General features: G+C 46.0%; 19 protein-coding genes. 8 read left to right on the top strand and 11 right to left on the bottom strand.

Annotation, left to right across the window (positions count from 1 at the left end):
* Positions 1–39: 39 nt before the first annotated feature.
* A complete protein-coding gene (locus Q4Q49_RS16960) occupies positions 40–1,752 on the bottom strand; it encodes an AMP-binding protein (RefSeq protein WP_311999915.1) in 1,713 nt (570 codons plus the stop codon).
* Positions 1,753–1,890: 138 nt separating this feature from the next.
* Positions 1,891–2,271, bottom strand: a complete 381-nt coding sequence (locus tag Q4Q49_RS16955) for a DUF6508 domain-containing protein (RefSeq protein ID WP_006082114.1) — start codon at positions 2,269–2,271, stop codon at positions 1,891–1,893.
* A 277-nt stretch (positions 2,272–2,548) separates the two neighbouring features.
* Between Q4Q49_RS16955 and Q4Q49_RS16950 the strand changes: the two genes are divergently transcribed.
* From Q4Q49_RS16950 to Q4Q49_RS16940, 3 genes are all read left to right on the top strand, one after another.
* Complete coding sequence (locus tag Q4Q49_RS16950) at positions 2,549–3,010, top strand: EVE domain-containing protein (protein ID WP_311999914.1); 462 nt, start codon at positions 2,549–2,551, stop codon at positions 3,008–3,010.
* 91 nt (positions 3,011–3,101) lie between these two features.
* Complete coding sequence (locus Q4Q49_RS16945; RefSeq protein ID WP_011847087.1) at positions 3,102–3,446, top strand: hypothetical protein; 345 nt, start codon at positions 3,102–3,104, stop codon at positions 3,444–3,446.
* Between the two features lie 564 nt (positions 3,447–4,010).
* A complete protein-coding gene (locus tag Q4Q49_RS16940; protein WP_311999913.1) occupies positions 4,011–5,279 on the top strand; it encodes a hypothetical protein in 1,269 nt (422 codons plus the stop codon).
* A gap of 127 nt (positions 5,280–5,406) precedes the next feature.
* Here Q4Q49_RS16940 and Q4Q49_RS16935 read toward each other — a convergent pair whose 3' ends face one another.
* On the bottom strand, positions 5,407–6,201 hold the full coding sequence (locus tag Q4Q49_RS16935) for a TIGR00266 family protein (RefSeq protein ID WP_126491714.1): 795 nt from the start codon (positions 6,199–6,201) through the stop codon (positions 5,407–5,409).
* Between the two features lie 180 nt (positions 6,202–6,381).
* Complete coding sequence (locus tag Q4Q49_RS16930; protein WP_311999912.1) at positions 6,382–7,296, bottom strand: LysR family transcriptional regulator; 915 nt, start codon at positions 7,294–7,296, stop codon at positions 6,382–6,384.
* A gap of 214 nt (positions 7,297–7,510) precedes the next feature.
* Between Q4Q49_RS16930 and Q4Q49_RS16925 the strand changes: the two genes are divergently transcribed.
* Both Q4Q49_RS16925 and hppD read left to right on the top strand, forming a co-directional pair.
* Positions 7,511–8,671, top strand: a complete 1,161-nt coding sequence (locus Q4Q49_RS16925) for a homogentisate 1,2-dioxygenase (RefSeq protein WP_311999911.1) — start codon at positions 7,511–7,513, stop codon at positions 8,669–8,671.
* Between the two features lie 97 nt (positions 8,672–8,768).
* Positions 8,769–9,809, top strand: coding sequence for a 4-hydroxyphenylpyruvate dioxygenase (gene hppD, locus Q4Q49_RS16920; RefSeq protein WP_011847092.1), 1,041 nt, complete (start codon positions 8,769–8,771; stop codon positions 9,807–9,809).
* 124 nt (positions 9,810–9,933) lie between these two features.
* Here hppD and Q4Q49_RS16915 read toward each other — a convergent pair whose 3' ends face one another.
* From Q4Q49_RS16915 to Q4Q49_RS16890, 6 genes are all read right to left on the bottom strand, one after another.
* Entirely contained in the window at positions 9,934–10,488 is a 555-nt protein-coding gene (locus Q4Q49_RS16915) for a sugar O-acetyltransferase (protein WP_311890652.1), read from the bottom strand.
* 139 nt (positions 10,489–10,627) lie between these two features.
* The gene (locus Q4Q49_RS16910) at positions 10,628–11,143 is read right to left on the bottom strand and encodes an Atu1372/SO_1960 family protein (protein WP_063883071.1); all 516 of its coding nucleotides are present in this window, start codon (positions 11,141–11,143) and stop codon (positions 10,628–10,630) included.
* Entirely contained in the window at positions 11,140–12,129 is a 990-nt protein-coding gene (locus Q4Q49_RS16905) for a glycine betaine ABC transporter substrate-binding protein (protein ID WP_311890651.1), read from the bottom strand. Before Q4Q49_RS16905 ends, Q4Q49_RS16910 begins: the two co-directional genes overlap by 4 nt.
* On the bottom strand, positions 12,116–12,592 hold the full coding sequence (locus Q4Q49_RS16900; RefSeq protein WP_259590325.1) for a VOC family protein: 477 nt from the start codon (positions 12,590–12,592) through the stop codon (positions 12,116–12,118). Before Q4Q49_RS16900 ends, Q4Q49_RS16905 begins: the two co-directional genes overlap by 14 nt.
* Before the next feature lie 141 nt (positions 12,593–12,733).
* The gene (locus tag Q4Q49_RS16895) at positions 12,734–13,900 is read right to left on the bottom strand and encodes an L-dopachrome tautomerase-related protein (RefSeq protein ID WP_311890650.1); all 1,167 of its coding nucleotides are present in this window, start codon (positions 13,898–13,900) and stop codon (positions 12,734–12,736) included.
* A gap of 11 nt (positions 13,901–13,911) precedes the next feature.
* The gene (locus tag Q4Q49_RS16890) at positions 13,912–14,487 is read right to left on the bottom strand and encodes a YbhB/YbcL family Raf kinase inhibitor-like protein (RefSeq protein ID WP_063883073.1); all 576 of its coding nucleotides are present in this window, start codon (positions 14,485–14,487) and stop codon (positions 13,912–13,914) included.
* A 185-nt stretch (positions 14,488–14,672) separates the two neighbouring features.
* Here Q4Q49_RS16890 and Q4Q49_RS16885 point away from each other — a divergent pair, with 185 nt between their 5' ends.
* Together Q4Q49_RS16885 and Q4Q49_RS16880 are read left to right on the top strand one after the other, a co-directional pair.
* Positions 14,673–15,236 (top strand): hypothetical protein, encoded by a 564-nt coding sequence (locus Q4Q49_RS16885; protein WP_063883074.1) that lies wholly within the window; start codon positions 14,673–14,675, stop codon positions 15,234–15,236.
* A gap of 198 nt (positions 15,237–15,434) precedes the next feature.
* Entirely contained in the window at positions 15,435–16,058 is a 624-nt protein-coding gene (locus Q4Q49_RS16880; RefSeq protein WP_311999910.1) for a LysE family translocator, read from the top strand.
* Between the two features lie 120 nt (positions 16,059–16,178).
* On the opposite strand, the gene Q4Q49_RS16875 is transcribed toward Q4Q49_RS16880, so the two are convergent.
* On the bottom strand, positions 16,179–17,516 hold the full coding sequence (locus Q4Q49_RS16875; RefSeq protein ID WP_311999909.1) for a GNAT family N-acetyltransferase: 1,338 nt from the start codon (positions 17,514–17,516) through the stop codon (positions 16,179–16,181).
* 108 nt (positions 17,517–17,624) lie between these two features.
* Between Q4Q49_RS16875 and ggt the strand changes: the two genes are divergently transcribed.
* The gene (gene ggt / locus Q4Q49_RS16870) at positions 17,625–19,364 is read left to right on the top strand and encodes a gamma-glutamyltransferase (RefSeq protein ID WP_012197285.1); all 1,740 of its coding nucleotides are present in this window, start codon (positions 17,625–17,627) and stop codon (positions 19,362–19,364) included.
* Positions 19,365–19,783 lie beyond the last annotated feature (419 nt).

The following is a 19,783-nucleotide window of genomic DNA, read 5'->3' as shown; positions in this document are numbered from 1 at the left end:
CTTGAAAGTCAAAAAAGCAGGCTCGCCAAATCACATCACTTAAGCATTAATATCTTCATATAACTCTTGATACATCAACTCACGCATTTTGAATTTCTGAATTTTCCCCGTCACTGTCATTGGGTACTGATCCACAAACTTGATGTAACGCGGTACTTTAAAGTAGGCAAACTTCTCGGTGAGGAAATGACGAATATCTTCTTCGGTAATCGCGGAGCCTGAGCGGACTTTAATCCAAGCACACACTTCCTCACCGTATTTATCGCTTTGAACACCAAAGACCGCCGCATCCTGCACATCTTTATGGGTGTAAAGTTTCTCTTCAATCTCACGGGGATAGATATTTTCGCCACCGCGAATAATCATATCTTTAATGCGACCCACAATTTGCACATAACCTTGCTCATCCATTTGGCCGATATCGCCCGAATGTAGCCAGCCCGCACTGTCTATGGTCGCCGCCGTTTTTTCGGGATCGTTCCAATAGCACTGCATAATGCAATAACCGCGACTACAGACTTCACCGGGTTGGTTAATTGGCAACACCTCACCAAATTCGTCAACTATTTTCACTTCGGTATGGGGCAAAGCACGGCCAACAGTGAGCACACGTTTCTCAACTGGCGAATCGATTTCAGTAATGTGATTGAGCGGACTGCACTCAGTCTGACCATAACCAATCAGCACTTCTTTCATATACATGAGATTTTGTACCCGGCGCATCACTTCTTCTGGGCAAGTTGCCCCCGCCATCACGCCGGTCCGTAAAGAACTCAAATCAAAACGCGTAAATTCAGGATGCTCAAGCTCGGCAATAAACATGGTCGGTACGCCATGTAAAGCGGTGCACCGCTCTTGCTCAATCACGTGCAATGTCGTAAAGGGATCGAAGGATTCGCCGGGGAACACAGCCGCTGCGCCTTTAGCTAAGCAGACTAAACTTCCGAGCACCATGCCAAAACAATGGTATAAGGGCACAGGAATACAGAGTTTATCGTGGCAGGTAAACTTCATCGCCTCTGCGACTAAATAGCCATTATTCAAAATGTTATAGTGGGATAAGGTCGCACCTTTCGGGCTGCCCGTCGTGCCAGAGGTAAACTGGATATTAATCGAATCATACGGGCTTAATGCTTTGCCGATACTTTCGAGTGCCGCCTTGTCATCGGCGGTCACATCGACGAGCAAGTCATCAAAATTCAACATGCCGACGGATTTTTCAGCGCCCATACGGATCACAAACTCGAGATCAGGAACGGCCTTCGCCTGTAGTTGACCCGCAGGGCAAGAAGTTAGCTCAGGCGCCAATTCGTATAGCATTTCTAGGTAATTGCTGGATTTAAACTTGTCGGCACAAATTACCGCGCGGCACCCCACATTACTCAGCGCGTATTGCAACTCTTCCGGTCGATAAGCGGGGTTAATACACACCATGATGGCGCCAATTTTAGCGGTCGCATATTGAGTTAAACACCATTCAATATTGTTGGGTGACCAAATGCCCACCCTATCGCCGGGCTGAATACCAAGCTTCAATAATCCTGTGGCGAGCGCCTCGATTTGAGCGAGATATTGGCGATAGTTCCAGCGGATATGTTGATGATGTACGACAACGGCTAATTGGTCGGGATAGGTTGCCGCAATCTCATCAAGATACTGACCTATGGTTTTCTCAACGAGTTTCGGTGATCGCACACCATGAAACTCGCTAACGTTGAGCGGACTGATAACTTGGCTTGTTGGAACTGACATTAAGGCCTCCGTGCATTTATTATTATGGTTAGCGAGGTCCAAACTAACCAATCCACGGATCATGTCACAAGCAAAAAAGCACTTTATTAGACTAAAGAGTAAGATAATCGATTAAATAACAATCCATTAAAGTGCGGGTTAGCGGCTGATAAATTCAAGATGAGTACTCGACTTAGGCACATTTAAGCTTTGCAAGCGCTCAACAATGGCCAGTAAAATCCCTTGGCGACGCATATTCTCTAACACGCCAGGGCTAAAGACCTCAAGTCGCGTCATGGCGGTCAGCAGCAATTTGCATTGTGCTATGCTCGCTTCACGAATGTAGGCGGGTTTATCGACTAAGTAACTGTTGTTATACCAATAGTCCCAAGTGAAATTTGCCAATAACCAACCTTGGGTTGTCAGGTCATTAATAAATTCCAGCATCCGCTCATGGCTTAGGATCACATCACCCGCTGTAAAATCCTTAAGATATTTAGTGTATAAACCACAGTCGGACGTCATTGTTGAAGTTCCCATAACACACCTCACAGGTTTTGATTGCCACTGCTGCCACAACTTGTATGGCACCAATCACAAACCGAGATCGAATTTGACGCTTTGCCTTAGTATCGAGAATCTGCATAAGGCATACCAAATAAGATTGCTGCTCACAGGCTAAGCCACCTTATCTGAACCGAAACTTAATCAAACTCACAATGTTTGATATGAGTGACGAACTGGGGTGTTCGATAAAATTAAGATAAACTCAGAGATATTGAAGCGCTTAACGGCAACTATGAATAAAGGAAACAAGATGAACTACTGGCTTATGAAATCTGAACCCGACGAATTTAGCATAGATGATCTTAAGGCTTGCCCGAACCAAACCGAAGCTTGGCATGGGATACGTAACTATCAGGCGCGTAACTTTATGCGCGATGAGATGCAGATTGGCGATCAGGTATTTTTTTACCATTCAAGCTGCAAAGTACCCGGTATTGTCGGTATCGCTAAAGTCGTGACAAATGCGTATCCCGATAGCACGGCCTTCGATCCCGAATCTAAGTATTTCGACCCTAAGTCAGATCCGACCAAACCAAGATGGCTACGAGTGGATATCCGCTTTGTCGAAAAATTTAACGATATTATTCCCTTAAGCTTGATTAAAAACCTGCCGCAATTGGCCGACATGTATTTAGTGTCTAAGGGCTCAAGGCTGAGTATCCAACCTGTGACCGCCGAACAATGGCAAGCTGTGCTAATGTTAACCCGTTGAGTTTAAGCATCTCGACTCAGTAACGTTCAGCTAAGGTTCATTTAAGATACACTATCGTCACAGTATTAACTCAATGCCCTTTGGAGCACAGATGAATAAATCAACGTCAGTGGTTATCGCAGGACTCGTGCTCAGCTTAATGGCGCCTATCTCAGTTTTTGCTAAAGATGGCCATGAACACGAGCACCACAAAAAAGAGAAAGGCTTACCACCTGGATTACAGAAAAAGGTCGACCACGGTGAACGTTTACCACCCGGTTGGCAGAAAAAACTCCATCGTGGTGATGTGCTTGAGCATGATATTTATGACCGCGGTCGTATCATTGTGCCCTTAGACAGAGATGGGATTATTAGCATCCAAGTCGAAGGCGCATTGATCAAACTCGATAACAACAGCCGTAAAATCCTCGATATCGTCAATATCATTACCGAATAACGCAAGACATTCGCGAAATGGCTAATCACAGCAGTTTTATTAGCACGCCCAGTTCTTATTAGGGCGTGCCATCATCCCAAATCATGATGCTTGCACAACCCTATCCCCTGTCTGTACTTCTATTTATCCCACAATTCCTCGCGAGTTAATGACTACAGTTACAATTAAGCAACATACTGATATTTATCATATCTTTACTATCAGACGCTTGGTCACCTATCGGCTGAATGCTAGACTCAGCCAGTGCTAATATGCGTATAAACTTAAATGAAATTTCTTCGGCGGTACTCAAGGTTTTAGCCTGAACAGAAGGCTAAGCCCCTGACATCAAAGTATTGGTATCAAGTTCTTTGCATAAAGTTATAGCATCGAACCGAATCAGATAAGCGTTATCAAAAGGCACTCACGCAGCTAAAGTAACCAAAGCAGCCAAAGCAGCCAAAGCAGCCAAAGCAGCCAAAGCAGCCAAAGCAGCCAAAGCAGCCAAAGCAGCGACTAAAGCAAAACCTTAACGACACTCATAGCATCCCTATAATAACCGCAGACTAAAGCTGGATTTTGACAATGGAACATACTTCACTTCAACGGGTTAAGCAGGCGATTATTGCGGGATTCTGGGCATCACTCGCCAGTATTTCTGTGGGTTTTCTCTTTAAGCTTTGGTTAGCACAATGGGTCGCCAAAGCGGATCTAGCGCTCTATCACACGGTTATCGATATTATCTCACTGTCGCTGATCCTGATGACAGGATTTCGCTCCTCTATGGTGGTGACTTACTCCCAGACCAAGCAAGATGTGGATATCACCAATATATTCCGCTACAGCTTGATCGCTATGGTGCTGCTGACATGGGGCTTAGTCTTGCCCTATATCAAACACAAACTTCACCTTAACGTTGAATATTTTCAACTGGTTGGCATTATTTTGAGCATGGGACTCAAGGTGTATTTTACCAATCAAATCGCTATGTACCGACTATATGCCATCTCCAATCGAGTGACTTGGCTTGAGCCACTCGCGCAAGTGACCAGCTTTTTCTTGTGTTTCTATGGGTTAAAACAAACGGCCATAGCCTCACTCTTTTACAGCATGACACTGTCATCGCTCATCGTTGCCTTATATATGTACTTAAAACGGCGCAAAGATATCGCCACGCCGCCCTTAAGTGCGGTGCATTTTGATACGGGCTTACGCAGTTTTATGAAGAAAAGCCTGACAGCGTCCATGGAAGCCGGTGCCAGTATCTTGATGATTTACATCACAGTACTGCTGACCATTGCCTATTTCAGCATAGATGAACTGGGTGATTTCCAAGTAGTAGTGCGGCCGATGATCACTTACCTCACATTACTGTTTGTCTTCCCCATCTACCGCTTTGTGCTGCCCGAAGTTGCTGTGTGTGTACGAGAAAAGCGCTTTGATGAAGTGCAACAAATCAAGTCATGGCTGACTAAAGTCTCCCTGTGGATCAGCGGGGTGTTTTTCGTCGCTATGATATTCGCGAGCAAGCCATTGGTGGCTTGGTTATTCCCCGAGCAATACATTAAAGCGGCACCAGTATTAATGCATTTCTCTATGTTTTTTATATTTATGATGCTCAACGGCTATCAGTTAGCCTATATCAAAGCCCACGGCTATTTTACCCAAAGCCTGCTCATTCGCCTCGCCGGTATCGCAGTGCTGGTAGGTACTTTCTACGCTTACCGCCTATATACCGAGAATGTCGTCGCAGTGATTTTAGCCTTGGGCACAGGCTATTTGATGATGTATCTGATATCGAAACTGGTGGAAAGACGCATTCAGCAAAGCCTTAACAACGGCGAAAACGCTTAAAACGTTGAAGGAAATGACAGGCTTCAACTAAAAAGGCATCCCAGAGGATTATCTGGAATGCCTTAAGAAGAGACAGCATGATTGCAAAATGGTGCTGTGATTGACTTACATCGATTTAGCTTAAGGTTTAACGCCCATCAAGCATGCGGCCAAGACCACCAAGCACTGAACCTTCACCGCGATCACTGCCACCCGCAGATGGGGCATGGGCGATAATGCGATCCGCCATTCGTGAGAATGGCAAGCTTTGCAGCCAAACCGTGCCATGGCCTTTTAGGGTCGCTAAAAATAAACCTTCGCCGCCAAATACCATAGACTTTAACGAGCCTGCGCGCTCAATGTCGTAATCTATCCCAGGCGTAAATCCAACCAGACAACCAGTATCAACCCTTAAGGTTTCGCCTCGCAGTTCTTTCTTCACTAAGGTGCCGCCCGCATGGATAAAAGTCATGCCATCGCCTTGTAGGCTTTGCAGAATAAACCCTTCGCCACCGAAAAAGCCCGTGCCTAAACGGCGATTAAATTTCATCGTCACCCGTGTACCTAAAGCCGCCGCTAAAAAACTGTCCTTTTGACAGATAAGCTCGCCGCCATACTCGGCTAAGTCGATCGCAAGGATAGTGCCCGGATAAGGTGCAGCAAAGGCGACTTTACGCTTTTGGTTGCCTTGATTGGTAAAGTGAGTCATAAAAATGCTCTCACCCGTCAGCACCCGCTTACCTGCGCCCATCAACTTGCCAAAAAAGCCGGACTCTGGTTCAGAGCCATCGCCCATTTTGGCCTCAAAGCTAATATCTTGCTCTAGGTAGTTCATCGCGCCCGCTTCGGCGACCACGGTTTCGTTAGGATCGAGCTCCACTTCAACCAACTGCATACTGTGGCCGATGATTTCATAATCCACTTCATGACAACGTCTAGACATACTGTTCCCCTTAACTGTCAGTTCCTTGTTACTAGCCTTTAGATTGACCACGATGGACGACTCTTTACCTATCGTGGCTCAATTTCACTCTCAATCTAGCACTTAACTTATGACATAAAATGTCAAAATGCGATTATTTTATGCGGTAACTTGTATCAAAAGATGACAAACGGCGACTTATCAACCTAAACCCACACCATTAAACTGCTCAGCCTTAGCAAACTCCTCTAATATCAACTCGGTAAAAAGTTGTCCCGCACGGCCTAATGGCCGCTCTAAGGTCGAGACAAGCTGTGGAATAAAGGTAAAACGGCTGCCACCGACAAAGTCGATTTCAACTAACTCCCCTTTCGCCAACTCTTCTTGCACTAAAAAATCCGGCAACCAGCCAAAACCTAAACCTTTTAACAAAGCGTTCTTTTTCATGATAAAGCCTGAAAGATAAAACACTTTATCGCCGCCAAATTGCATTTCATCGCGGTAACTTTTATTGGGCGAAGAGTCTTCGATAGTTAATTCCACGTGTTGCTGCAGTTCAGCCAAACTAATTTCGCGAATAAAAGACAAAGGATGCGAAGCACTTGCCACCAGCACACTGGTGATGGCTGGCAAAGGTTGCGGATGATAATAGGGGCCAGTGCGATAATCTTTCACTAACATCAAGTCGGCATTATCCCGCTCGAATCTATGTTGTACGCCGCCTAAAAATTCCATATTGAGCTGAATTTTAGTGGGGATTTGATGTTCAGCCATACGCTTTAAAGCCGTCATAATTGGCTCCATCGGCAAGGCTCCATCTATCACTAGCTCTAGCTTTGGTTCCCAGCCTTCACTGAAACGGCTGGCAAGATGTTCAATGTTTGCAAGGTGTTGCAACAATCTTCGCCCCTCGGCCAAAATCACCCGGCCCTCTTGCGTCAGCTCTGCACGATATTGCTCACGGCTAAAAAGCTGCACGCCTAAGTGCTCTTCTAACTTTTTAACTTGATAACTCACCGCCGATTGCGCCTTGTGTAACCGCTCCGCCGCCTTGGCAAAACTGCCCTCTTCCACCAGCACTTGCAGCACATTAAAAGCATCAATATCGATGCGCATGGTCACTCCTTGGCTCTTATGAACATGTCACGGAAACACTACGATTCGTAAAGATTAGAATACCATCTAATTTTTAGATTGAGATAACGGATTTATTATTCTTTTTTTTGTTCATTCAAGCAACTAAATTGATAATAAGATCACACTAATGCAACTTGAAGCATAACGACCAGCGATGTAGGTAATCCTGCAACGCAATATTGAAGGAATAACCATGCCATTTTATGTGAAACAAGGCCAGATCCCCCATAAGCGCCATATCGCATTTGAAAAGGAAAACGGCGAGCTTTACCGTGAAGAGTTGTTCTCAACCCATGGTTTTTCCAATATTTATTCCAATAAATATCACCACAACATGCCAACCAAAGCGTTGGAAGTAGCGCCCTATAGCCTAAGCCATGGTGCCAATTGGGAAGATTCACTGGTCCAAAACTATAAACTCGATTCCCGCGATGCCGACCGAGAAGGTAATTTTTTCAGCGCCCGTAACAAGATCTTTTATAACAATGACTTAGCACTTTATACCGCCAAAGTCAGCGCCGATACCGACAAGTTTTACCGTAATGCCTATGCCGATGAAGTGGTTTTTGTTCACGAAGGCGAAGGCACACTCTACAGCGAGTACGGCACGATTAAGGTTCAAAAGTGGGACTATCTCGTGATCCCACGCGGCACGACTTATCAACTTAAATTCAACGATTACAGCAATGTGCGACTTTTCGTTATCGAGTCATTCTCTATGGTGGAAGTGCCTAAGCATTTCCGTAACGAGTATGGTCAGCTATTAGAATCGGCACCTTACTGCGAGCGCGATTTGCGCGTGCCCACATTGCAAGATGCTGTGGTTGAGCGCGGCGCCTTCCCCTTAGTGTGTAAGTTTGGCGATAAGTACCAACTCACCACACTTGAATGGCATCCCTTTGATTTAGTGGGTTGGGATGGCTGTGTTTACCCTTGGGCATTCAACATTACCGAATACGCGCCAAAAGTGGGCAAAATCCATCTGCCGCCTTCTGATCACTTAGTCTTTACTGCCCATAACTTTGTGATTTGTAACTTCGTGCCGCGCCCCTACGATTTCCACCCGAAATCGATTCCAGCGCCTTATTACCACAACAACATCGACAGCGACGAAGTTTTGTACTACGTCGATGGCGACTTTATGAGCCGCACGGGCATTGAAGCGGGTTACATGACCCTACATCAAAAAGGTGTGGCCCACGGCCCACAACCGGGTCGCACTGAAGCCTCGATTGGCAAAAAAGAAACCAATGAATACGCAGTGATGGTGGACACATTCGCCCCACTTAAATTAACCGAACATGTACAAAATTGCATGAGCAAAGACTACAACCGCTCTTGGCTAGAAGACTAGCCCTAAGCCACCAGCGCACCGAAAAGGTTGCGTATCCCAACGAAATTAAAGGGATAAAGAGTGTCGGCGGTTGAACTAAAATAATGAGGAAAACATCATGGCAAGCGAACTAAATCCACTGGGCTTATTAGGTATCGAATTCACTGAATTCGCCAGCCCTGATACTGATTTTATGCACAAAGTCTTTATCGATTTTGGTTTTTCACTGCTGAAAAAAGCCAAGAACAAAGACATTCTGTACTACAAACAGAATGACATTAACTTTTTGCTCAACACTGAGCGCGAAGGTTTCTCTGCTAAGTTTGCTAAATCCCACGGCCCAGCCATTTGTTCTATGGGCTGGCGGGTAGAAGATGCTGGCTTTGCCTATCGCGTTGCCGTTGAACGGGGTGCAAAACCCGCCGATGATGCCAATAAAGATCTGCCTTATCCTGCGATTTACGGCATTGGCGACAGCTTAATTTATTTCATCGACACCTTCGGCGCAGATAACAATATCTATGCCGCTGATTTTGAAGACTTAGACGAGCAAGTGATCACCCAAGAGAAAGGCTTTATCGAAGTCGATCACTTAACCAACAACGTCTACAAAGGCACAATGGAACATTGGGCTAACTTCTATAAAAACATTTTTGGTTTTACTGAAGTGCGCTACTTTGACATCAGCGGCGTACAAACTGCGCTAGTGTCATACGCCCTGCGTTCGCCCGATGGCAGCTTCTGTATTCCGATTAACGAAGGTAAAGGCAGCGATAAGAACCAAATCGATGAATACCTGAAGGAATACAATGGCCCAGGTGTGCAGCATTTAGCCTTTAGAAGTCGCGATATCGTAAAATCTCTGGATGCGATGGAAGGCAGTTCAATCCAATGCCTAGACATCATCCCTGAATACTACGACACCATATTTGAGAAGTTGCCGCAGGTGACTGAGAATCGTGAGCGCATCAAACATCACCAAATTTTGGTGGATGGCGATGAATCCGGTTATTTACTGCAGATTTTCACTAAAAACCTGTTCGGACCGATTTTTATCGAAATCATCCAACGCAAAAATAACTTAGGTTTTGGCGAAGGCAACTTTACTGCTCTGTTTGAATCGATTGAACGGGATCAAATGCGCCGCGGCGTACTGTAAGTTTTTATCCTGCTAATAAAAAACGGTACGCACTGCGTACCGTTTTTGTTTCTACGACTATCTAAATCGTCATCTAAATCAGCATCAGCATTGACGCCAATCACTCGGCATCGACCTTCCTGCATTATTCCACATTGATGGGTTTGATAACCTTGCAAGGGTTGCCAGCCGCCACACAGTTAGCCGGAATGCTCTTATTAACTACGCTGCCAGCACCGATGACACAATTATCGCCAATGGTCACACCGGGCAACACTGAGACATTACCGCCAAGCCAAACATTATTGCCGATTTGAATTGGCGCGCCGTATTCCGTCGTTTGCCGTGCAATGGGATCAATCGGATGCGTAGCGGTAGAAATCATCACATGGGGACCAAACATCACGTTATCGCCAATCGAGACTGAGCAAACATCTAATATGGTTAGATTATGATTAGCATAAAATTGTTTACCAATATGGATGTTATAACCGTAGTCGCAAAAGAAATTAGGCTCAATATGGGCGCAGTTTGGCATATCAAGCAGGCCACGAAGGTGATCCATACGGGCATCAAGCAAAGTCGGTTCGGCAAGATTAAACTGATGGCAAACGGATTTCGCCCGCATCCGCTCAGCCAATAACTCATCATCCCAAGCCTTATAGGGCTTACCCGCTAACATTTTTTGTTTCTCAGTCATCGTATTGTCAACATTCCATCCATGATGACCTAACCCTAACAATCGATTAATGAAAGTTCAAGAACTGCCTTATATGCTATTGAATGAACTACCCATCTTGCTGACAGAACATTTAACTAACAGCCAATGTGAGTCACATTCAAGAACTCGATTTCAATCGAGACAAAGGTCGTTGCCTTTGTTCGTCATCACAATAGAGTTCTGCAAATAAATACACTAGACACAAACTGTTCAGCGGCATGACCGGATTTGTCCAAATCATTCGGCTGTGACGCCCTGCTTCACCGAAGATTTCAAGCAATAAATCCGAAGCCCCATCGAGCGCTTTAGGATGTTCAAAGCAAGATTGATGCACATTTAACACCCCTTCCAAGCGATAAATTTGTTTTATCCGCGAAAGCTCACCGCAAGCCTGTTTCAATTGGGCAATGGCATTTAGGGTCGCAAGACGACAGGCAGCGTAGCCTTCGCTCACAGTATGATCGGCGCCCAATTGTCCTTGATACTGAAGCTCGCCCTCTAAATAGGGAAACTGACCCGAAGTCATTAACTGACTGCCGACAATTGAATAGGGTTCATAATTCCCAAGAGCCGCAGCAACCTCAGGTAGTTCAAGCCCAGCCGCCACAAGCCGCGATTCAGGTGTGATCATCATAATGTCACCTCCTGATATGAGACTTTCGCAGGATTAAGCAACGGGGCTAACCAGGTCGTCAAATGCTGAGGATTGACTGTCAGCCAGTTCGCAACGGCCTCATCTTCCGTCATTCCTTGTCGATTAACCGCATAATCGAGTTCTGCAACCATTTGATTCGATAATACTATGTTATCAAGTACTTGAATTTGTGCAGGCGAGAAATTAACCACTAACTCGCGTTCACGGGCGAGCAATACCGCTTTATCTTTTCCCCCGAGTAAACCTTTGGGGTCCTGAAGATCGCGAATACCGTATTGATGGTGTAAAAATTGTGGATGCCACAAAGGAACGATCACCCACTCGTTTACCGCTACGGCAGACTCAAAAGCCGCGACACAGTCGGCCTGAGTGCCTGTTCTAAATTGATAACCCGCCGCCGTTAATCCATATTGCGTCATAATATTTTTAGAAAATCGCGTGATCCCCGCCCCCTCACCAATCCCTTGAATGATGGGCCGCATACGTTGCCGCACGTCAGGCTTGAGTAAATCCTCAATGCTCGACACTTGCTCAGCAGGCACATAATCGGGTACGCCCCAGAGCGCATAGGGCTCATAATGTAGCCCGAGTTGCCGCGTAGCAACTCGCTCTTCGACACCTTGTCGATAAATCCCATGGCTATGGGGCAGCCATGCTGAACACAGCATATCCACTGTGCCTTCACCTAGCTTCTCAAAATTAGCCTCGTGCAATGCATAGCTTCGTTGCACCTCTTTGCCCATAATCCCTATCACATGAGCCACCACAGCGGCGGTGACACGATGAAAACTTAAGTCCGTCACTCCCATGCGAATCTTCGGCTTACCCTGTGAGCTCTCCATATTTGTACTCGTATTCAATGAATTCATACCTATCACACCTCGAGGAAATAATGCCACTGATGCCAAACTGCCCAATCCCAGCGTTTGCAATAATTGCCTTCTAAAAACATTAATCTCCGCCATGTTCAGGCTCCTTGGTGTCTAAAATAGTGAGCCTATCCATCACAATCCCTACGATGGCGTTGTCCTTTGCATAAGGGAATATCATCTCTACTTTGATGCCATTCGGGTCTTCAAGGAACAACTGATGCTCACCAATCTCAGGCACAATTCGTTCCTGAAAAATCATCCTCTGCTGGCATAAATGCTGCTGCATCTGCTGTAAATCCTTGCCACGAAACGACAAATGGTCAACACGTCCCGAGCCATAAATATTTCTGCTTTCCCCTAAGTAGGCATCTAGCGCCTGATCGCCCGCTTCCACTAAATGCAAAATGGGCTTATTTGAGGCATAGAGCCAATGTCCAGGAAAACCAAACTGTGGCCGCCAACCTAATTTCAATCCAAGGATGACTTGATAAAACAACAGTGTTTCAACCAGTTTGGGCGTTCTGATGGTAAAGTGATCCAATCCGATAATGTTCATATTGTCATCCTCTGGATGTCGTGACTCAGTGACTCGGTATAACCAAGTGCAAATCCAAACCGTTTTAATCCGCAAAAATCGTGTGAATAAATTCAGTTCAAATAAGCACTTGACGTAAGGTTATAAGATTAATGGTTAAGGTTAATTACCACGAACGCCCGCCGCTAACGGCTTAAAACGGAAAATATAATAAGGTGGACTGTTTTCAGCTTTGCCATTATTTAATGGTGCCGATAACGGTAATTGCGCAGCCCCAGAGTACAAGTAACCTTGCTTGCCATAACTCACACCGTCGGGCCAAACCATACGTTCATCATGGACATAAGTGCGATACTGGCGAGAATCTGCAGGGATCACACCAATAGCCCGCTCTCCCACTTCTGTTAGATACAAATTATTCGCTTCATCAATACTTAAGCCACCGTTGTCGGGCTTATCGGCATAAGCCTCCACTTTGGCAGAGAGTGCCGCAGGCGTTAACGAAGGATTGATGAGATCTGTCATCCGCACACGGTAAACTTTGTCTTTATTCATCGGGGCAAAGTAGAGCCATGTTTGGGTTTTATCTAAAGCAATGCCATCGGCACCCACATAGACTTCAATCTGCTTTCTATCTTTTGAGTCTTTATCGATAATCAGTGGCCGCTGTAAGTCTGGCATCACACTGTTATCACCCTGTAATAGGCGCCGACTTTTCCCTGTATTTAAGTCCACAACTACCAGCGCAGCCTTTTCACCAATGGGACCCGTGCCAATCCCCTCATCGGCAATCACAATCGCTTGATGTCGAGATGAGATAACAAAGTCATTATGTTGTGACTCAGGAAGAGAGACTGGCGCGGGCAAATGAATAATGCGATCTAATTGATTTTTCTTGGTATCCCATGCCACTAATTTAGGCTCAATACGTGGCGCCTGCTGGCCAGAGTCTAATAGCCAAACTCTGTCTTGATCGTCGGTTCGCAGCCCCAACACCCAATTAAGGCAAGTGTCAGGTTCTTTCGCTTTGCCCTGCGGATCATGGCATTGCTGCCAATCCGAATTAGGGAATGGCTTAGTACTACCATCCGCTAAAAGCTCTGCCACCTTAATGTTAGGTTGATAGAAAGGGTGATAACTGAAAATCAATCGATCATCTGATGTGAAAGTAATACCGCCCACAGCCCCATCAAGTTCGGCAAAGACTTCCATTTTTGCCAGCGGCTCAGTCTGTGTCGCCCATGAGTGAGAACACAACAAACTGCTTGCCAGTAGAGTAAAAGCCTTTGATAACATGGGGTATGTAATGCGCGTAGATAATATGGTCATCTTCATTCCTCCTAACGTGGGCCAGCTAAAAGCGTTAAACTTGCTTCGCCTAATCTATGCTGCCAAAGATAGAATCCCACCAAAGCGGGTGTTGATCCCTTGTCTATCGGCAACTGCGCCACATCCAAAGCATGCACTGTCCATACATAGCTGTGTTCACGTCCCTCTGGTGGACAAGGTCCAAAGAATCCAGGTTTACCTAAATCGGTATTAGCTTCAATGGCACCACTGGGTAGCACTCCGCCATTCACACCACCTGCGAGAGTCGACACCTGTGCCGGAATGTCATACACAACACGGTGCCAAAAACCACTGCCAGTCGGCGCATCTTTGTCATATAAAGTGACAGCAAAGCTCTTGGTACCGGCAGGTACATTTTGCCAAGCTAAACGCGGCGCAATATTTTCGCCCGAACAACCAAATTGATTCCAATAATACTCAGGAGGGAAGCTTGAATTATCGGCAAGATTACTTTGTAAACTAAACACTTTGGTACTGTTGTCAGCCATAACGTTATTAATGCTGGCAGCCAAAACAACACTCAGTAAGAAGGTATATTTACTTGCGGATAGAGATGATTTGATCATATACAGAATCCATTATTAAACTGTTGTATAACAGTTATTGATAATTAATTTAAGAATGGGGTTAGCATATCAATCAAATAAATATTGATAAGTCGTGTCTCGCTGATATGAGTTTCAAAAATTATTAGATAATCTAAACATGCTTCAGCGTTATTTTTCAATTATAGTATTGGCGGCACGAGTGAATGAATAACGGTAAGCCGCAAGATAACGATAATGAAGCGAGTAACCTAATGACCGAACAAGAATGCGCTATGACTCAGGCAAGCTATCAGCCTTGGTTCCCCGTAGAAAGAAAGCTTAAACCCCATCCTGATTTGAGCTGCAGATTAGAGGGGGTATCGTTGACCTTACTGTGGCAAGAGCTTAATGACTGTGCGTTCTCGATGGAAATTCACTTCCCAACGATCGCAGGTATTCTGGTGATTGATGAATCAAGTTATCAAACTTTTTCAAATAGCATCCATGTTAATCTGAATGATGATTTAGGCAGTAATATCAATAATGAAAAAATCAATACGCCATTCCCTATCGATACCGATTTAAATATGACAAACCCATCCAGGTCCGATTATTTTTCTTTACCTTGGCCAATATGGAAGTCGGTAAAAAATGCACGTCGTCCTTATTATGGCGAATTAGGCGAACATATTTACCAGAGTCTATACAGTTATTATATTGTGGGTGCCGATAGCGTGTATTTGATCGATACTGAAACAAAACCTGAAATCAAAATCTTATCTTGTTAGCAGCAGGATGACTCTGCACATAATTCACGCCAGTGCACTAACCGTTCACACCCCAAATGGGTAACCGACAAAAAATATCGTTCGCTAACACAACCGATTACATTTATGTGTTGTCAGGCCAAAACAAGCGCATTGGCTAAACCCGCAGTTTTCATTACACTATCGGCCTTCTCATCTTCACCAAAGAATGACCAAACCATGCCTGATTTTGCCTTACTCGCGGTGTTTATCCCGACTTTTTTCTTTGTTTCTATCACGCCGGGCATGTGCATGACACTCGCCATGACCCTGGGTATGAGCATAGGTGTGCGCCGCACCCTGTGGATGATGCTGGGTGAACTGGTAGGCGTGGCGTTGGTGGCGACAGCCGCCGTGATGGGCGTGGCCAGTATCATGCTCAACTATCCCGAAGTCTTTCAAATCTTCAAATGGGTTGGCGGAATTTATTTAGGCTTTATCGGCGTACAGATGTGGCGCGCGCGCGGCAAGATGGCCATATTAAGTGATGATGACACTAACCCCAGAGCCAGCAATGTTACCTTGATCTCTCAAGGCTTTATTACCGCCATTGCCAATCCAAAAGGTTGGGCATTTATGGTGTCGCTACTACCCCCTTTTATCAATGCCGAGCGCGAAGTTGCGCCGCAGCTACTCGCACTGCTGAGCATTATCATGGTGACCGAGTTTACCTCTATGCTCGCCTACGCCAGCGGCGGTAAAAGCCTGCGTATTTTCCTAAGCCGCGGCGATAATATTCGCTGGTTAAACCGCATTGCAGGCAGCCTGATGATAGGCGTGGGCGTGTGGTTAGCCATGAGCTAACATTCATAGCTAACCGTTTGAATTAAAAGCTTAGATAGAACTGCTTAGGCTGTACTACATAGGTTGAACAAGCACGACATAAATGAGAGCCCAATAAGGTCCCGTTAACTCGGTCTTTTATTAGGGCTCTTTTTTGTAGGGCAAAACAGCTCGCATCTGCGCCATATATTGCTGCATTTGCTGTGCTTCTTGCTCAACAAAATCGGCAATCGCCGCCCTAAATCCTAAGTGGGCGATATTATGGTAGGAATACATTTCAACAGGTTCAAAGCCGCGCAGCACCTTATGCTCGCCCTGTGCCCCCGCATCAAACATCTGGAACCCATGTTCAATACAGTATTGAATACCTTGGTAATAACAGGCCTCAAAATGCAAGCCGTCGAGCTCAACCGTTGTGCCCCAATAACGGCCATATAAGCATTTTTGCCCTTGAGTATTCTCGCCTTTGAGATATAAGGCGCCTGCTACCATCTCGCCCTTGGCATCTTCGACCACCAAGAGTAGGACTTGCGCAGCGAGCTGTGCCCCCAACTGCTGAAAAAAAGTTGGCGTTAAATAGCCGCGATGACCGGAGCGCTTAAGGTAAGTTAATTGATAACATTGGATAAACGTCTGCCATTGCGAAGCGGTGATCTGCTCCCCTTCGACAAACTGAAACTTAAGATTAAAAGGCTGTAACTGCGCCCGCTCCTTCAAGATATTCTTACGCTTACGGGAACTAAAGCCCGCCAGAAAATCATTAAAATCCCGATAACTGCGATTATGCCAGTGGAACTGAGTACCTAAGCGTTTTAACAGCGAATTTGGCAAACTTTCAAATAACGGCGTTTGTGTTGGGGTAACAAACAGGCTATGCCATGAGGAAATCGGGTTATCGCCCAGCCCTGGCTGATTAAGAATAGCTTCCTCAAGTACGAGATTATCCTGCGCTGATATTAGTCGGCGATTCAATGTCAGCAGCAGTAATGCCGCCACGCGCAGTTGTTCAACGCTATCGAATGCAGGATGAATGCCCATCCTTCGCCCTTGCACTGGGGTAAAAGGAATCGCATTCACCCATTTAGGATAATAATCGAGTCCATGGCGCTCATAGGCTTCGGCCCACGCCCAATCGAACACATACTCGCCGTAGGAGTGAGACTTTTGATACAAGGGCATCACCGCCACCAGCGATAATGGCTTGAAGTGCTTAGCCGCTTGCCGACTTATCAGTGCCCCTGTAGCCAAAGGCGACAGGCTTTCATCGGTACTTACGACATCATTTAATCTGTCACCCACATCAAACACGCATAAATGCCGCGGCGTCCAACCCGTTGCAGCGCAGGCCGAATGACTTTGCTCTAGCGCCAACAAAAACTCATGGCGACAGAAGGGATTCGCCTCCCCCATAACAGCATTCCACGCACTGGCCGAAATGTCCGACATTGAGCTCGCAAAGGCAAAGATAAGCTGTCTCATTGGGTAAATTCTCGTCCTTTACGGATCTTAACTAATATACAAGGTTGCAATTAAGCCTAATTCTCGGCACATTGCATAGCCATAATGAAAATAAATTCAGGATTGAGTATGCGTCCAACAAGACCTTTTAGACCTCTTATTCTCGCCATTGCCATGGCGCTTCCCCTACTATCATCACCCAGTCTGCTTGCCGAAGAATCGTCGATTTTCAGCCAGATGGCTACAGCACAACCTGTGTGGGCCAAGCATGGCATGGTTGCCAGCCAAGAAACACTCGCCAGTCGCACTGGTGTTGAGATCCTAAAACAAGGCGGCAATGCCGTTGATGCGGCCGTGGCCGTGGCCTTCAGTTTGGCAGTTACCTTACCACGTGCTGGTAATATCGGTGGCGGCGGTTTTATGTTGGTACATATTGCCAAAGAAAACAAAACCATCGCTATCGATTACCGTGAAATGGCGCCATCTAAAGCCAAGAAAGACATTTTCCTCGACGAGAATGGCGATGCAGTTGAGAAGCTGAGCCGCGAACACGGCCTTGCTGTGGGTGTCCCAGGTACAGTCATGGGCATGAGCTTAGCCCTTGAAAAATATGGCACTATGACACTCGCACAAGTCACTGCTCCTGCAATTAAAATGGCGCAGGAAGGCATTAGCGTGACGCCAGATCTTGCCCAATCCCTTGCAGGTCTAAAACGCCGCATGACCCAATGGCCAACCACAGCCGCTATCTTCTACAAAGCCGACGGCAGCGATTATCAAGTTGATGATATTCTTAAACAACCTGAGCTTGCCCATTCATTAAGTCTGATCGCTGAAAAAGGCACTAAAGGATTCTACGAAGGTGAAACCGCCACTAAGCTCATCAATGCGGTGAAGGATGCTGGCGGCATTATGACTTTAGACGACCTTAAAAATTATAAGGTTGTAGAACGCGAACCCGTGCGCGGCGAATACCGTGGCTACGAGGTTGTGTCTATGCCACCGCCATCATCTGGCGGCGTGCACATCATAGAAATGCTTAATGTGTTGCAACAATTCCCGATTGATAAACTCGGCCACAATACGGCGCAGACGATTCATCTGATGGCAGAAACTATGAAGCACGCCTATAGCGACCGCAGCGAATACTTAGGCGATCCCGACTTTTATAAGGTGCCCGTCAAAGCCTTAACCAGTAAGGACTATGCCCAAAAAATCGCCAGCCAAATTGCGATGAATAAAACAACGCCAAGCGCCGAAATTAAGCCAGGTAAACTCGCGCCCTATGAGAGCGACCAAACCACTCACTTCTCGGTAGTGGATAAATGGGGCAATGCGGTTTCAAACACTTACACCTTAAACTTCAGCTACGGCTCAGGTTTAGTGGCCAAGGGAACTGGCATTTTGCTCAATAACGAGATGGATGATTTCTCGGCCAAACCCGGCGTGCCAAACGGCTACGGTTTAGTTGGCGGTGATGCCAATGCGGTCGAAGGTAATAAGCGCCCATTGAGCTCCATGAGCCCAACAATAGTGATGAAGGATGGCAAACCCTTCCTCGTCACTGGCAGCCCAGGCGGCTCACGCATTATCACCACCACACTGCAGATCATCATGAATGTGATCGACCATGGATTAAACATCGCCGAAGCCAGTAATGCAGCGCGGGTACACCATCAATGGCTGCCCGATGAGCTACGAGTAGAATCCAGCTTAAACCGCGATACCATTTCCCTGCTCGAAGCCAAAGGCCACAAAGTGAAAGTACAGTCCGCTATGGGCAGCACACAATCAATCATGGTGACTGAACAAGGGATTTTTGGCGCGTCTGATCCACGCCACTCGGGTAGCGAAGCCATCGGCTACTAGCATCTCCTGATGCCAATGTTAGTAAAAGATATGGATGTAAAGAGATGAGTGAGAGAAATAGGTGGATGAGATAAAAGGATTTATGACCTATTCGATCTAGGTCATAAACTCTGAATAAAGCGTGTCCTTCCGCTCAGTGAATGCAAACTCTCGCTTAAAAAAGCCCTGCTATACATCACTGTATAAGCAGGGCTTTTTATTGTGTGGAAAAGTTATTGTGCTGATTTACATTGTTTTTTACTTTAGTTCTCCTGCAATAGAGTCATGAAATGACATACTAAACACAACTCACTTCAGGACAGAAGGTGTAGGCAAATTGTACTGGGTGACCTGTTATTTCAGTCACAGGGATCTAAGTGTTGGCTGGTATTCAATCATATAGGCTTGCCATGGCATTCACTCTCCGACACGCAGCTAGT

It is taken from the genome of Shewanella sp. SP1S1-7, from assembly GCF_031932105.1.
Taxonomy (GTDB): domain Bacteria; phylum Pseudomonadota; class Gammaproteobacteria; order Enterobacterales; family Shewanellaceae; genus Shewanella; species Shewanella baltica.
This window is presented reverse-complemented; position numbering and strand designations above follow the sequence as displayed.